We start from the raw sequence: 14,787 nt of genomic DNA, 5'->3' as shown, positions 1-14,787 counted from the left end.
CCCGAATTTATCCGTGGGGTCAATCCAAAATCTAAAATCTAAAATCTAAAATCGATTGACTGGACATGAGAGGAATCACAGCCCAGAGGTTTGTGGTGCGGTAAACGCCGATCGACTAACCCATCAGATATGTTTGCTGATTGTTCATCGGCAATACTCGCAGCCGTTGATTTTTCAAATCGGGTTCTAATCCTAGTTCTTCCATTGGAATCACGCCCAGCAAAACAGCAGAAACGCCTTCGGGCAATTCTAAACAATCAAATCTCCCTTCTCTCCCTTCTACAATAATTTGAGCGCCGGCAAAAATTCGACCTGTTGTGATGCCAGCCGATGTTTCTACATCTCTTTCTCCTACTTGTTTTAAACCGATTTGGCTAATAATGAGAGCTGGCAGGGAAAGCAGTGTCGCTCCGGTATCGACAATCACCTTATCGATCGTCACAGAGCGAACTTCCTCAGCAGAAATGAATCCCCGTTCAGCCATAACTAGATCGATGAAATTCGTGACGGCGATTGTTGTAACAACGTGACCCCTTTGTTTTTCTTGCAGATTGGGGAGTACGAGTGTCATAATTATGTTACCTCTTTGAGTGGATTTTATGGTACATCTTTGGGCTGTTTCGTCCGCTCCAATATTAAACCATCAGATATGTTTGTTCTTCATTCATCGGCAATACTCGCAGCCGTGGATTTTTTAAATCTGGTTCTAAGCCTAGCCTTTCCATCGGAATCAGGCCCAGCAAAACCGCATCAACTCCTTCGGGCATTTCCAGGCAGTCAAACACTGCTTGTCGCCCTTCAACTTCCAGCATAATATCTTGAAAAATCCGCCCTTTTCTGATTCCCGCAGCAGTTTCTACATTGGTTTCTCCAAGCTGGCTTAAACCCAACTGGCTGATAATGAAAGCTGGTAAGGCAAGCAGAGTGGCTCCGCTATCTACTAAAACTTTATCGAGAGTTAATGAACGAATTTCAGCCGCAGGAATGAACCCCCGCTCAGCTAGGACTTGATCGATGCGATTCGTTACGGTGATTGTTGTAAGAACTTGACCCATTTGTTTGCCTTGCATATTGGGCAGCACCAGTGTCATATTATGTTACCTCTTTGAGTGTAATTAGTGGAGATTTATATTGTAATATTATCTAGAATACTGCTAGGTTAGTTAAAATCGTTTTAGTGATCGGCTAAAATTAGAATTTGCCTCAACGCATGACACCAGAAAACAACTCTTCTCAACCCAATCGCCCTGAGTCTAACGTGACTGTAGAAAGTCAGAACGGTGCGAACCCTACTGTGCCACCAGAATCAGGGACAATCGTCGCTACTGCTGAACCGGAAAAACCGGTGCCGCCGCCTCCAACTCGCAAGGTTTTTCTGCCCCAGCAGCCGGAACAAACGACTGCTGAGAAGTCGGGGGCGGCGCTGACGCTGGGGTTGATCGCAGCGATGATTTTTGGGCTGGCCAATGACAACATTTGGCTGGGCTTAATTGGCGCTGTCGGTGCGATCGGCATATCGCTGCGACTGATGTGGCCGAGTTGGGGCAAAATCTGGGCGCAGGTAATTCCGCCGACTTGGCGCACTCTGATCGTCGCCTGCTTCGGGCTTTTAGCTGGGATTGTTGGCTTGCTGATGCTCAGCGGTAGTAATACTGAACCGGGAAGCCGCAACATCCAAATCAACTGGGACGCCATCGGGGCTCTCGGCGAGTTGATCGGCGCTTTGGGCCAAATTTTGATCGCAATTTTGGGCGTTTACGTGGCTTGGCGGCAGTACGTGATCTCGAAAGATTTGACGATTCAGCAAAATCGAATTACGCAGCAGCAAACGATCGATGCTTATTTTCAAGGGGTTTCGGACTTAGCCCTTGACGAACAAGGGTTTTTGGAAGACTGGCCGCAGGAAAGGGCGATCGCAGAAGGCCGCACGGCTGCGATTATGAGCAGTGTAGATGCTGAAGGTAAAGCTAAAATTCTGCGGTTTTTGTCGCAGTCTAGATTGGTTACTCCTCTGAAGCGCGATCGGCTTTTAGGCCGCCCCATCTTTGACGGCGACGGCGGCTACGCTGAAGATAGAGAGCACGGTATCCGCGTTATCGATCTCAATGTCATGTTAGCGGGTGCTGACCTGGCTGGCACCGATTTGCGGTGGACGGATTTGAGCGAAGCCAACCTCGTCCGCGCCAATCTCAGCAAGTGCGATTTAGTGAAAGCCAACCTCTCGCGCGCTGTCTTGTACGACGCCAATCTCGCTCGCGCCGACATGAGAGCAGCCGCATTATTCTACGGCTCGGCACAAACTGCATCTCCCCGCAGCCGTACCGAATTTCCCAACTATCAAACGGGGGAACATACTGGCGCTGTGGTTGAACGTGTTGATTTCACCGGTGTCAAGCGGCTGTCGGAGGAGCAGCGCTATTACTGCTGCGCTTGGTGCGGCTCGAAGTCGAGAGAGACTATTCCCGGCGGCTGCGAAGGGATTCCCAATAAACTGGGACGTTAAAATTAGCAGTACGGCTGTACTTGCGTATATATTTGGCGATCTCGCTGGCAGCGGACTATACTTGAATTCTCAATCTACAGTCTTGCGCTGTTTTAGGGATGACAAATACTGATTTAGGGTTAGAAGTAATTGGGCACCGTCCGCGCTCCAAAAGCAGGGACGGGCTAATTTTTGTAATTGCTATGTGGTTTCTGAGCCGATCGGTAATTGCGATCGGGATGCAGATAATTGCTCCTTTAGCCTCCCTCCCGCCAGAGGATTGGGCCCCTCTAAGTTTTGCCAGTGGCTTCCTTCCCAAAAGTGGCTGGGAACTGTTTTCGCACTGGGACGGTAAATGGTACGTCCAAATCGCTAATTTAGGCTACACCTATGCAGATGACGGGCCGAACTATTCTGTGGCTTTTTATCCCCTGTTTCCTTTGCTGATGCGTGGGTTGACGACTCTGGGAATGCAAGTGGAAGTAGCAGGGGTACTCATCAATAGTTTGGCCTTTCTGGGTGCCTTAGCCGTGGTCTACTTTTGGGTGGAAGAGCGATACGATACTGGTGCAGCCAAGTGGACAACTGCTGTGCTAGCTTGGTGTCCGTTCTCACTATTTTGCACTGTCATATACACAGAAGGATTGTTTTTGTTCCTGACAGCATCGGCTTTACGAGCTTTTGAAAGGGGCGAGTATATTTGGGCGGCTTTTTGGGGAGCTTTGACGACTGCTACTAGAGGGCCAGGAGTAGCCCTGATACCTACTTTTTTGCTGACAGCTTGGAGGGAAAAAAGACCTCCCCTGGCTTATGCTGCGGGTTTTGGTAGCGCGATCGGGTTTTTTTCATTTATTTTATATTGTGCTATTAATTTGGGAGATCCTTTAGCATTTATTCACATCCAAAAACACTGGCCTCAGCCTACTTGGTGGGAGATATTTAAGGACTTGTTCAGTTTCAGCTTGTCCGGTGCTACTAAAGTTGGGATGGTTTTTGGCGGTGGCTTTTTGTTGTGGTATTTACGAAAAAGGTTGAGCATTACAATCATTTGCTTCGGTTTTTGCTCTTTGGCCCTGCTGGTTACTTCGGGAGCTTTACACTCGGTAGAGCGCTACGCTTACGGTATTGTGCCACTGTCAATAGGTGTTGGCTTGTTATTGGCGGATAGGCCTCGTTGGGGTTACGGGTTGATGGGATTGTTTGGTATATATCTGCTGCGCTTTTCCGTGAGATTTGCTAGTTGGCTGTGGGTAGCTTAGGGGCGATCGCTCTTAATATCTTTTGCCCAAACTTAATTTACTCTATTTCCCAAGCTGCCTGAAAAAAGTCTCTTTCGCACAGCATGGCGTAGTGATAGGTTGCTTCTACTTCCGGCGTCGCTTCGGCGTAGCGATCGACCAAACTTTCCAGCCGCTTTGCTAAAATCTCAAAATCCGGGCTGCTATAGGTGGAAATCCAGTCCCTAAAGGCGTGTTCCGGTATATTAGGTTTAGCTAGCTGCTGTCCCAAAAAAGCATACAACCGCAAGCAAGGAGTCATGGCGGCTACTGTCAAACCTACACCACTGCCCCAGGCTGTCGCTAATAAAAAATCTGTGTAGCGGCGGGTAGCAATTCCCGGTTTTGCCTCTTGCAAGTTTACACCCCATTTGGCTGCATATTTTTGATGCAAACGAAGTTCTTCTAAAACGCCGCTACCGAGATTGTGGAGAATTTCAAACCCCTCCCAGTCGGGTGCTTTTGCCGCAGCGATACTGTAAGCGCGAGCGAATGCTCCCAGAAAAAATGCGTCTTGTGCAACGTAATAGGCAAAACTATTTTGGGGCAGGCTGCCGTCAGCAATGCCTCTGACAAAGGGATGTTGCAGACAAGCTTCGCTTAAGTCTTGATTGGCTTGCCAAAGATAGTTAGAATTAGCCATGATTTGTTTATCTCTCCGTTATGATGGTAATTGTTAGAGGACTTACGCAAACCACATGGTTTATACTATAAAACAGTGGGGAAAGACAACCAGGAATTAACAATAAAACCTGGGTTTTAGCCTTCCCGCGCTGAGCGTCCTGTCTTAAATTCAGGCTCCCAATCTATGATAACAGATATATTCGGCTTGATTCCATTGGTGGCTCTGGGCATTTTGTTTCTCATATTTCATAAAATAGATAATTGTTGGCGCAGCGCTATTTTGTCCGCAGCAATTGTGGCGGGAGTTATTGTTGCTTTATCTACTGAAATTTTTAGTTTATTTAGGTTGCTGACTTTTGAGTGGGTGTTCGGGCTGTGGTTGGTAGTAGATATTCTGTTGTTGATTTTTTATCTAAAATTTAAAATTGTCCAGCCAATTGTGGAGAAAAATCAAGATGAGAAATTTCCGAATTTCTTACTGGGGTTGCTAGGCGGTGTATTATTTATTTTTGCTGCGGTGGGTTTGATTGCTGTAGTTGCACCGCCTAACAATTGGGATTCTATGACTTATCACATGAGCCGGGTTGTGCACTGGATGCAAAACCGTAGTGTCGAGCATTATCCTACTTCTTATGTGCCACAGTTGTATCACCCGCCTTGGGCTGAGTTTGCGATTATGCACTTTCAGATTTTAAGCGGGGGCGATCGCTTTGCTAATTTGGTACAGTGGTTGAGTATGGTGGGAAGCGCGATCGCAGTTTCTTTAATTGCTAAGCAACTGGGCGCTAATTTACGCGGTCAAGTTTTTGCTGCTGTTTTTGCTGCGACTTTGCCAATGGGTATCCTCCAGGGTTCTAGCACTCAAAACGATTATGCTGTATGTTTCTGGGTAGTTTGTTTTGTTGGCTGCGGTTTAGCAGGACTCTCCGCAGGAATTACCGGGTTTAATACTTTTAAAATTGGTGCTAGTTTGGGTCTAGCTCTCTTGACAAAAACGACAGCTTATATATTTTGTTTGCCTTTTATTGTTTGGTTTATTGTAGGAGGAATTAAATCTTTTCGGGGGAAGATGCTGCCACCAATTTTGATAATAGCCACGGTGACTTTAGTTTTGAATATCGGTCACTTTTGGCGAAATTACGATTTATTCGGTTATGCGATCGGAGCACCTCAAAGTTTTACTAAAGAATATAAAATAGAAGTATTTACCCTGCCAACTTTTCTGTCAAATGTAATTAGAAATTTAGGTATGCAAGCCGGTACGAGGATTTCCCGAATTAATGGTATAATTGTGGGAGGTATCAACCTCCTGCACAGAATATTGGGCGTAGCTACAAACGACCCGCGCATCACTTGGCCTCCCGGACAAGTATTTGCGATCGCTACACCGTCATTTAATGAAAACACAGCTACAAATCCCATTCACTTCTGGCTGACACTTGCCACGATCCCACTTATACTTAACACCCCAAGTTGGAGAAAAACAAAAATAGTATTAACCTATTTAAGTGCTGTAATAATGGCATTTTTACTGCTGTGTCTTCTGCTGAAATTGCAGCCTTGGCACAGCCGACATCACATGTCAATATTTGTATTATTTTCCCCACTATTTGGATTAGCCGCATCGGAATTATCAAATCATAAAATAGCGAATTATCTGGTCGCCATTCTGATTGTCATGTCGCTACCTTGGATTTTTTACAACAACTTTAGACCTCTTCTGGGAGATAGTAACATTTTTAATAGCAGCAGACACGAGCTTTACTTTGCAAGTCGGCCGAACATCGAGGTTGCTTACAATACAGCAGTAGATTTTGTTAAATCTAAAAACTGCACGAATATAGGACTGTCATTTTGGGCTAAAAATGTCTGGGAATATCCCTTGTGGGTAATGTTTGCAGAGTCGGGAAAACCAGCACCTCGCATCGAGCACATTTCCACTATCGATCCTGTTGTCCAGCAAAAGCTCAACTCGGAACCTTACAAAAGTTTTACCCCTTGTGCCATAATTTACTCAGCTACAAAAAATGACGACCGACAAGGAAAAGAGATGGTTGTAAAAAATCAAATTTACCTACAAAAATGGTCAATGGAGCCACTAAGTGTATTTGTGAAAAAATAACCTTTGGATTTATTTGATTTAACAGTTGAAAACCTGATTCCCCTAAATAAACTGCGATGAACGATAGACCTAAGTATTCCTTGATAATTCCCATCTATAACGAGGAAGAAAATTTAGCTGAACTTTACCGGCGAATTAGTGCCGTGATGGCTCGAATGGACGGCCCAGTAGAATTAATTTTAATCAATGATGGCAGTCGCGATCGCTCTCTCGAACTTTTGCGAGAATTGCACGAAAAAGACTCGCGAATTTGTTACCTCAGTTTTGCGCGCAATTTCGGTCATCAAATAGCTGTAACTGCTGGTTTAAACTTTTCTAGAGGTCAAGTTGTAGTCATCATGGACGGCGATTTGCAAGACCCGCCAGAGCTAATTATGGATATGGTAGAACAGTGGCGGCAGGGCTATCAAGTGGTTTACGCTCAGCGCACTCAACGCCGTCAAGAAGGTTGGCTTAAGCGGTTGCCGGCTTATATGTATTATCGCATTTTGCGCCATCTTGCTGATGTTGATATTCCGATAGATACCGGAGATTTTTGTTTGATGGATAGGTGCGTGGTGGACGTACTGAATGCCATGCCTGAACGCAACCGCTACATTCGGGGATTGCGCGCTTGGATTGGTTTTAAACAAACGGCAGTTAAGTTTGAACGCGATCCGCGTTTTGCTGGCGATGTTAAGTATACCTTTAGTAAATCTTTCGCTTTGGCGATGAACGGTTTAGTGTCTTTTTCAAAAGTTCCTTTGCAACTGTCAATTTATTTGGGTTTATTTTCGGCTTTCGTGTCTGTTTTGATGGCTTTTTTGGTTTTGTATTGGCGTCTTTTCTCTCCTGGTTCGGCATTAACTGGTTTGACAATTGTGATTATGGCGGTTTTCTTTTTGGGTGCGGTGCAGTTGGTGAGTATTGGGATTTTGGGTCAGTATGTGGGGCGGATTTACGAGGAGGTGAAGGATCGGCCACTTTATACGCTGGCAGAAGTGGCGGGTTTCGAGCCACTACGTCAAAAAAATGGTAAATAAGCAGGACTTTTTTACTATCTTGACGGCCTAAAGATAGCGGTTGTATGGTGGGTCGGCTGAATCACCTGAACCCTGAACCACATTCAAAATGCGGGTTGTGGATTCATTATTTTCTACTTAATTTCAGCCGATATAAACTCCTGATGCCATTGTTGAGCGACTCTATCCCAGCCAAATGAATCTTTAAGTTCTAATGCTTCCTGTCTTAAAGAGTCTTGTTTCTCAGGATTTTTTAACAAGTCAATCACTGCTGCAATAAAAGCATTATTAGTTTCCTCATCCCCAGCAGGCCCTTTAATTCGGATACCTGATTTCACAGTTTCATCTAAACCTGCATAAGTTGTCACCACCGGAACACAACCAGCAGCTTGCGCTTTCCAAGCACTAATACAGAAACTTTCAGGTGTATGACAAGGATAAACCCATACTCCCGATTTGAATAATTCTTCAACTAATTCTTGTTGTCCAATTCTACCATGTTCATAAACATTTTTCTGGTTGAAAAGACGCACTAATTTTTGCTTTTGAACTGGTAATTGTGGAAATTTATTAATTAATTGTGAATTAATTAAAGCATCAACCACTTGCCAACCGTAAAAAACATGAAACTCGGCATCTGGTACTTCTTTGATAACTTTATCCCAGTGTATAAGTAAATGTTCAATACCTCTTGTATAATCACTAATCGAAATTAGCCTTTTGGGATTTCTAGCAATTCCTGTTAAATTGAAATCTTCGAGATTAATCCCATTGGTTGTTAAAAAAATCTTGTCTTCAGGAATCCAGTCTGGCAGCAGAGATTTATGAAAAGTTGACAACATAAAAAGTTTGTCAAAACTTGCCAGAAATTCCACACGCTGAGACTCTTCTAAAGGAGGAAATAATTGCGGGTTATCGTGCATCCACACCGCAGTTTTTCTGGCTTTCACTTTCATTAGCATAGGTTGTGTCCAAGCCCGATGAAAGATTAAGACATTAAAGTTATCTTGGGGATTAAATTTATCAACAGACTGATAAACTACTCCATTATATTCCCCTTCCATATCACCGCATCGATTAAAAACAGTAACCGCGTAGCCTAACTTAACGAATTCTTGACTTAAGTAAACGATCGCTTCCTCGCTTCCGCCAATACCTTTATTCACAGATAAAGGAGACCAATCTTCTACATGAAAGGGAAAATTTGAATAAATTACAAGTGACTTATTGTCCCAGTTCATATTATTTGATTTTTACCATTTGTTGACGTAAATATTGTAGAATAAACTTATATTTTTGTCAAATAAATCCCAGAAATTAAAAGAGTTTAATTTTGTGTGACTGACTCACACAACATTGTTAACGTCAAATTTGGATTGATACACACTTTTTCTATGACTGTCATCACATCATCAGCAAATAACTGTGCTGTTCGATCGCTGATTACAGGTTCTACATAAATAAAATTGCAAAATAACTGCTCGTTTAGCGTGAGAACACCTAACCAAAAACAATCACCACTAATATGTTGAGGAAAAGCAAAGTAGAATTCCTTAACCTTTAGCTTATCGGCTTGATGCCGGAATTGAAATTTGCCTCTATTAGAAATTGCAAAAAGATTATTTCTTCCCATAGTATCTTCTTTACTCAAGATAGACTTAATCACGAGTTCCTTCATGGAATCCATGTCAAGATTACGTAATTTACCTTCTTGTAGTCTAGTTATATGGACACCGCTAATTAAAGAATCATGTATTTGGGATTTACATTCTCTAGCTAAATCCCAAAAAGATGTATTTGGCTCAACTAACTGATTAAAACCCAGCACAGATATAAAACAACCTAGATTTTGGTCTGTGATTTCAGGCTCACAATATTTTCTCAAATTTACAGGTAAACCATAGGAGAAATTTGCCTGTGTATCTATTGATAGTAATTTACCAGCAGCAAATAGCATTGCCGCACACATAGCACCATGCACAGTGGTTTTTTCTTGTTTGCATTTATCAATTAGTATCTTAGTTTTTTCTTGACTAAGCATTCGCGGTAACATCCGAGTTAAACGTTCGTTAGCGGATGCTGGATGTTCAATAATTAATTGGGGTGGTAGAGAGGGTTGTTCAGTTGCGAGTGGATGATTTTCCCTTGGTTCTTTACTGGTAATATTATAAGTAACTAAATTTTCTATGGGCTGAATAAATTCTAGGGAGTCTACTTGAGATATATTCTCTCCATCCTTGATTTTTTGACAATAAAATAACAGGTCATCAATAAAGCGCATACATGATATGCCATCTACAATTCCATGATGAAAGGTAATAATCATTTCACAGGTATTTTGATTCTGAGGAGAATACAAAAGAGTTAGGCGACACAGAGGATTTTTCCCTAGTGTAAATTTTGTATGTATTTCTTTCTCGGCAACTTTAATTGCTTCATTTTCATCTTTTTTGTATATAATTTGGACTGGAATTTCCGTTATTCCTGACGATTGAAAATATAATCCATCCTCAGACTCAACAATGTAAACTTGGAGCATGGGATGACGCTGTTGGACTAATTTAAGAGCTTGTTGAATAACATCCGGTGTTAAAATCCCTTCCAGATAGACAACATTTACAATTAGTCCACCTCCCACGTCATGGCCGAGCGCCATCCACATTTCTACCAAACCAAGTTTTCTGCTGAAAGATTTCATTTGGATTTTCTCTGATTTCAAAGTTTATCTACATTTATGCAATTGCTCAATTATCCAAAATTGAGTGGTTTGTAACAATACTCCGGACTATTTTTAAATAGGGATGCGATGCCTTCGGCAAGCAACGCTTACGCAATAAAGCACAGAAGCGAAAAAAGTGAGTGCAATCTGAACCCAAAATGAACAGAAAAAAAGGCGCTCTTTTAGGTTAAGCTATAAAATCACACAATCTTAACAGATTCCATTAGGAAAATTATGGAATCCATCTTACAACAAATGCCGAGGATTAGTCAACCCCAAAAGAAGTTTTTAATCACTTTATTCTAAAATATTTTGCTGATCCTTTTGTTTTGTCAACTTCACGAATCTCAGTCGTTATAGTTGTTTGAGCGAAAAAACCTACCGTCCTCTCTTTCTCAAAAGCTTTAACTTTCCACCATTTAATCAATATTTGCTCGAATCTGCCTTAAATCCTGAACACACAGTCATTGCTGGTATTGAGTGTTTTTTTTTATAAAAACTGGCCAAAAGACTGACGGTAAAGCTTATTTTTATAAGGGTGTAGCTGGTAAATCGGAACAGGGGTTGGAAATTCCTGTAATTTCTATTGTCGAAATAGATAGTCGTTTATCTTATAGCTTAAGCCTACAGCAAACTCCATCACGCCCTCAAATAAAGCCCGCGAAAAACTGCCCCAAAATCCGAAGAATTGCTGGTCTAAAAAAAGTCGAAAAAAACCGGAATTTTCAAGTTTAAAGCCTGACATCACAAGAGTTGATGACTATGCAAAACATTTGAATAATACTCGTTATTTCTTCCCCAGTTATGTACGTACAAATGGTCGCTGATGGCTATTAATATCGCTCTAAATTCTGGGATGCTGTGCGGGAGTTAAATTTAAACTTTATTGGCAAGCGAGCGAGTTGATGCTAACTTACGCTATCTCTATAAAGGTGAACAAAAAAACTGGGAGCACCTCACAAATATGATGGTAAATTTAACTCTAGTGATTTGAGTCGTCTTAAATTTATTAAAAAAATAAAAGCGGGAGTTTCATTATATACATTGGTACTAGGCGAGTTGTTGTTTAAATTGCCAGATGAGTTTGGCTTGTATTTCTGATGTTCAAGCCAAGGGAAATATCAAAAATGCGTTATTGTTTAGCACTGATATTCACCTGCTGCCTGAGCAAATTGTTGAATATTATCAGGCTCGTTTTCATATCGAATTTATTTTTCGTGATGTCAAGCAATTTACGGGATTGTCTGATTGCCAAGCTCGTCATTTACCGCGGCTTAATTTTCATTTTAATGCCAGTCTTATTGCCTTCAATTTAGCTAAACATAAACTCTCTACTTGTCATTCATCTGCCAAGTCTTTTGTGTTTTCAATAACCTCTTATAAACGTCTGGAATTCAATAAACACCTACTTTGTACCTTGATTGACAAGTTATATTTAGACCCAGATTTGATTTTAAATCATCCTAATCTTTCTTCCGTCTTGTCTTATGGTAAGCTGTTCGACATTTAAAGGACAATTGTAGGGTGCGGAGCGTACATAAGCGTTTCCCTTGTAAGCGTAAGTGTTGTAGCTGACGCACCTTACCTGGTTCGTTAGTTGTTTAAATGCGTAACAGCTTACTCTGGCTGCTTAAAAACTGTCGGGAGTATTGGCCTAAGATATAATGAAGAAAGTTCTATAATGAAAATTAGCGCTAGGAAGTTATTTAGGCAAACAATCCTATTAAGTAATGAAAAATAAATAAGGTGACTAATAGAGCAATAGTTTACCTTGGAGCAAGGCTTCTGGGGTTTAATTGTACAACTTATATTATGTCCGGTCGATTCCCTCCGCTTCGCTTCGCCCGACATCAGGTAGGGGTTCCCCTCACCAACAATATCTGCCAATAATTGACAATATCAAAAACCCGCCCGACCGGGATATTATGGTCAATCGATCGGACATGATATTATTGATTTTTCATTCCTAAGTCACGAAGAAGTCGCAAAGCTTGCTAAGCAAATTTATGAGAGCAGCATCCGCGAAAAAGTAGAGTCAGAAAACAATATTGGTAAAATGGTGATTATCGACCCACTTTAGCCAATCCCGCTTCATACTCTGCATCGACTTCATCAAGTAGCGCATCTAACCGCCCATCCTCCAAATCGTTTTCAATTTGCCTATCCCAAACCTGTTGGCGATACTCTATCAGCCAAGTAGTGAGTTCGGATAGTTCCTTAACTGACAAGTTCATAATTGCTGTTTCAAGTTCTTTAACGCTCATACATTTTGCCACATCATTCATATTATTAATATACCAATAATCCTGAACGCACGGGTAGTCATAAACCAGGTTTTTTCCGAAAGACGCGTTGCAGCTTAAAGATGAGCGTGAAAAACCCGGTTATGAAGGTTAGTTGTAGATTATACAGAGCGACGCAGCCGTAAGTATGGTGGGCCGCTGCGAGATTTTCGAGTTTATTTCTAGATTGTAAATAGCGACGTACCCACGGTATTTTGTAGGGTGCGTCGCTGTGACATTTTCGAGTTTATTTCTAGATTGTAAATAGGGACGCACCCTACTATCTCGTCACGCAGACTCCGCCCACCACTACCCGACATTGATCTGGGCCCGCATCAAATCTACTATCATTCCGCCTCGCCGAATCTAAATCTCTAGTCCGCGAATTGTAGTAATAATCTCCCGCCGGAAAGTTTCTAGTCGGGACAGCGCAGTAAGTCGAGTCTTGATTACCATCGTCAAACCTGACTCTCACCATAGAACGTCTCTCGCGACAATCAACAGACCGCAAGCCAAAATCATCTTCCAGAAGCTGTGCTCTGTCATATCGACCGTCATTTCGGCCGTCATCTCGCCTCGTGTACCAATCGTCCCGCGAATTGCGAGATCGTCTGTTGCCCCCATCAATTCCCGAAACTTCCAGCGTGTAGCTACCGCCCCTGGCTGCATCTTTTGCTAACACTAAAAGCTTATAATCGCCAGTACGGGGAATTTGATAATTAAAAGAACGGTCTAGCGTAAAAGCGACTTGTTTGTTGTTCCCGTAAAACAGCACCATGACGGGAGTAAAACCGCGACTTCTATCTGTATCTAAAAAAACTTCAATGTTGTCGCCTTCCCTTGCGCTGAATGTGTATTCTTGACCGCGCAATTCTTCCGTCGGAGTTCCGGGTGTCCACATATTTCGGAAACGGTAAATCGGGGAAGTGCGACGAATTACTCCGTCAATGCGATCGTTATTACCTATCTGTTCGCCAACCGCACTTGAGGAAATTCCGGTAAGTGCCAATCCCGTAACTAGGACTGCGGCAGCAATACTGTTTAACAAGTTGTGTGCTTTCATATCAACCTCTGGAAAATTTTAAAATCTTTTTGCTTTTTTTGTGCCGACATTTGCATACACAATCCATTTTAAATGTAATTTCTGCCAACCGTGTCAACCTCACCCAACCCGGCTATTTAGCGGGTGCAAAATCTCATGTTAAAGTTATAGACGTTGAGCCCTAATCTAAAGTTGCGATCGATCGCCACAAATCAGCAATCCCGATTCAGCGTCGAGACTCGCCATAATTCCCATTGGCAAAGCAGCGTTAACTCCCTCGTGCCCGAAGGGCAAATCCGAGACAATCGGAATATTCAAGTCCCCCAGCCGATCGCGCAAAACCTCTTCAATGCTAAAACTGGGAATACTCGGCTCAATCTCGCAGCGACTGAAGCGCCCCAAAGCAATGCCCCGCACCCCAGCGAAAGCCCCCGCCATCCGCCACAAAGTCAACATTCGATCGACCCTGTAAGGAGCCTCGGAAACATCCTCAAATGCGAGAATAACCCCGGTCAAATCCGGTTGATACGGGGTTCCGAGCAAATGAGAAGCCACAGTCAGATTCGCAGGAAACAGCCGCCCGGTGGCTTTTGATCTGCCCCATCCTTTACCTTGCAAAGATTGTAAGGGACGACCTTCTATGCAGTCAAAAAGTCGATCGACAGACCAATCCGGTTCATCCGCCAAAGTTGTCAGCATCGGCCCGTGAACGCCCCAAATGCCCAATTTGTCGTGATTCCACAGCAAAGCAGTAATGTCGGAAAAGCCGATTAACCATTTCGGGGAATGGGAATTGGGAGTTGGAAATTGGGAATTTGCCCAATCTCCCACATTTCCTTTTTCCAAAAGTCGAGTGCTGCCGAAACCGCCTCGAACACACAGAATACCGCGACAATCCGGGTCATTGAGGGCATCTGCCAACTGTCGGACGCGGTTTTCATCGGAACCGGCCAAATAGCCCCAGCGATCGTCAAAACCCGGTGTTAATTCAAGTCGATAGCCACGGGATTTCCAAATTTCTACACCCCGTTCAAAGTTGGTTGATTCTCGCAAACTGCCACTAGGGGCAATTACTTTGAGCAAATCTCCTGGTTGCAGAAATTTTATGTTAGTCATTAGTTATTAGTTATATCGTGTTTTGTGAATCGATCGTAATTCTGTAGGGGCGGGTTTTACAGACAATTTCTGACTGAAACAGACCATCTCGAAAACCCGCCCCCACCCACCCATAAATACAA

The 14,787-nt window shown here is 42.9% G+C and carries 13 protein-coding genes; 5 read left to right on the top strand and 8 right to left on the bottom strand.

The genetic code is table 11. From position 1 onward, the window contains the following. Window positions 1-115 precede the first annotated feature (115 nt). Together QT990_RS25900 and QT990_RS25895 are read right to left on the bottom strand one after the other, a co-directional pair. The gene (locus tag QT990_RS25900; protein WP_333409741.1) at window positions 116-571 is read right to left on the bottom strand and encodes an aspartyl protease; all 456 of its coding nucleotides are present in this window, start codon (window positions 569-571) and stop codon (window positions 116-118) included. A 64-nt stretch (window positions 572-635) separates the two neighbouring features. Continuing rightward, a complete protein-coding gene (locus tag QT990_RS25895) occupies window positions 636-1,091 on the bottom strand; it encodes an aspartyl protease (protein WP_333465922.1) in 456 nt (151 codons plus the stop codon). A gap of 119 nt (window positions 1,092-1,210) precedes the next feature. Here QT990_RS25895 and QT990_RS25890 point away from each other — a divergent pair, with 119 nt between their 5' ends. Further along, window positions 1,211-2,503, top strand: a complete 1,293-nt coding sequence (locus QT990_RS25890; RefSeq protein WP_333144006.1) for a pentapeptide repeat-containing protein — start codon at window positions 1,211-1,213, stop codon at window positions 2,501-2,503. Window positions 2,504-2,601: 98 nt separating this feature from the next. After that, a complete protein-coding gene (locus QT990_RS25885) occupies window positions 2,602-3,741 on the top strand; it encodes a mannosyltransferase family protein (RefSeq protein WP_333300760.1) in 1,140 nt (379 codons plus the stop codon). Window positions 3,742-3,778: 37 nt separating this feature from the next. Here the strand turns inward: QT990_RS25885 and QT990_RS25880 are convergent, their stop codons facing one another. Next, window positions 3,779-4,402 (bottom strand): TenA family protein, encoded by a 624-nt coding sequence (locus tag QT990_RS25880; protein ID WP_333144004.1) that lies wholly within the window; start codon window positions 4,400-4,402, stop codon window positions 3,779-3,781. A 165-nt stretch (window positions 4,403-4,567) separates the two neighbouring features. On the opposite strand from QT990_RS25880, the gene QT990_RS25875 reads away from it, so the two are divergent. Both QT990_RS25875 and QT990_RS25870 read left to right on the top strand, forming a co-directional pair. Then, window positions 4,568-6,505, top strand: coding sequence for a hypothetical protein (locus QT990_RS25875; RefSeq protein WP_333409736.1), 1,938 nt, complete (start codon window positions 4,568-4,570; stop codon window positions 6,503-6,505). Between the two features lie 56 nt (window positions 6,506-6,561). Then, complete coding sequence (locus QT990_RS25870; protein ID WP_333409735.1) at window positions 6,562-7,527, top strand: glycosyltransferase family 2 protein; 966 nt, start codon at window positions 6,562-6,564, stop codon at window positions 7,525-7,527. A 113-nt stretch (window positions 7,528-7,640) separates the two neighbouring features. Here the strand turns inward: QT990_RS25870 and QT990_RS25865 are convergent, their stop codons facing one another. Further along, window positions 7,641-8,747 (bottom strand): glycosyltransferase family 4 protein, encoded by a 1,107-nt coding sequence (locus QT990_RS25865; protein ID WP_333409734.1) that lies wholly within the window; start codon window positions 8,745-8,747, stop codon window positions 7,641-7,643. Between the two features lie 86 nt (window positions 8,748-8,833). Further along, window positions 8,834-10,204, bottom strand: a complete 1,371-nt coding sequence (locus QT990_RS25860; protein ID WP_333465921.1) for a condensation domain-containing protein — start codon at window positions 10,202-10,204, stop codon at window positions 8,834-8,836. A gap of 1,099 nt (window positions 10,205-11,303) precedes the next feature. On the opposite strand from QT990_RS25860, the gene QT990_RS25855 reads away from it, so the two are divergent. Then, window positions 11,304-11,735: a transposase gene (locus tag QT990_RS25855; protein ID WP_333465920.1), complete on the top strand. Its 432-nt coding sequence runs from the start codon at window positions 11,304-11,306 to the stop codon at window positions 11,733-11,735. A gap of 553 nt (window positions 11,736-12,288) precedes the next feature. Here the strand turns inward: QT990_RS25855 and QT990_RS25850 are convergent. The 3 genes from QT990_RS25850 to QT990_RS25840 all read right to left on the bottom strand — a co-directional run bounded on the left by QT990_RS25850 (window position 12,289) and on the right by QT990_RS25840 (window position 14,665). Further along, window positions 12,289-12,489, bottom strand: a complete 201-nt coding sequence (locus tag QT990_RS25850; protein WP_333465919.1) for a hypothetical protein — start codon at window positions 12,487-12,489, stop codon at window positions 12,289-12,291. A gap of 298 nt (window positions 12,490-12,787) precedes the next feature. Next, window positions 12,788-13,570 (bottom strand): hypothetical protein, encoded by a 783-nt coding sequence (locus QT990_RS25845; RefSeq protein ID WP_333465918.1) that lies wholly within the window; start codon window positions 13,568-13,570, stop codon window positions 12,788-12,790. A gap of 165 nt (window positions 13,571-13,735) precedes the next feature. After that, window positions 13,736-14,665, bottom strand: coding sequence for an LD-carboxypeptidase (locus QT990_RS25840; protein ID WP_333143995.1), 930 nt, complete (start codon window positions 14,663-14,665; stop codon window positions 13,736-13,738). Window positions 14,666-14,787: the final 122 nt, after the last annotated feature.

Source organism: Microcoleus sp. T3_B1, assembly GCF_036700445.1.
In the GTDB taxonomy this organism is placed as follows: Bacteria; Cyanobacteriota; Cyanobacteriia; order Cyanobacteriales; family Microcoleaceae; genus Microcoleus.
This window is presented reverse-complemented; position numbering and strand designations above follow the sequence as displayed.

Excerpts from the sequence above, each read along its gene's own strand:
- QT990_RS25900 (WP_333409741.1), bottom strand. The coding sequence starts at position 571 with ATGACACTCGTACTCCCCAATCTGCAAGAAAAACAAAGGGGTCACGTT.
- QT990_RS25895 (WP_333465922.1), bottom strand. The coding sequence starts at position 1,091 with ATGACACTGGTGCTGCCCAATATGCAAGGCAAACAAATGGGTCAAGTT.
- QT990_RS25890 (WP_333144006.1), top strand. The coding sequence starts at position 1,211 with ATGACACCAGAAAACAACTCTTCTCAACCCAATCGCCCTGAGTCTAAC.
- QT990_RS25885 (WP_333300760.1), top strand. The coding sequence starts at position 2,602 with ATGACAAATACTGATTTAGGGTTAGAAGTAATTGGGCACCGTCCGCGC.
- QT990_RS25880 (WP_333144004.1), bottom strand. The coding sequence starts at position 4,402 with ATGGCTAATTCTAACTATCTTTGGCAAGCCAATCAAGACTTAAGCGAA.
- QT990_RS25875 (WP_333409736.1), top strand. The coding sequence starts at position 4,568 with ATGATAACAGATATATTCGGCTTGATTCCATTGGTGGCTCTGGGCATT.
- QT990_RS25870 (WP_333409735.1), top strand. The coding sequence starts at position 6,562 with ATGAACGATAGACCTAAGTATTCCTTGATAATTCCCATCTATAACGAG.
- QT990_RS25865 (WP_333409734.1), bottom strand. The coding sequence starts at position 8,747 with ATGAACTGGGACAATAAGTCACTTGTAATTTATTCAAATTTTCCCTTT.
- QT990_RS25860 (WP_333465921.1), bottom strand. The coding sequence starts at position 10,204 with ATGAAATCTTTCAGCAGAAAACTTGGTTTGGTAGAAATGTGGATGGCG.
- QT990_RS25855 (WP_333465920.1), top strand. The coding sequence starts at position 11,304 with ATGAGTTTGGCTTGTATTTCTGATGTTCAAGCCAAGGGAAATATCAAA.
- QT990_RS25850 (WP_333465919.1), bottom strand. The coding sequence starts at position 12,489 with ATGAGCGTTAAAGAACTTGAAACAGCAATTATGAACTTGTCAGTTAAG.
- QT990_RS25845 (WP_333465918.1), bottom strand. The coding sequence starts at position 13,570 with ATGAAAGCACACAACTTGTTAAACAGTATTGCTGCCGCAGTCCTAGTT.
- QT990_RS25840 (WP_333143995.1), bottom strand. The coding sequence starts at position 14,665 with ATGACTAACATAAAATTTCTGCAACCAGGAGATTTGCTCAAAGTAATT.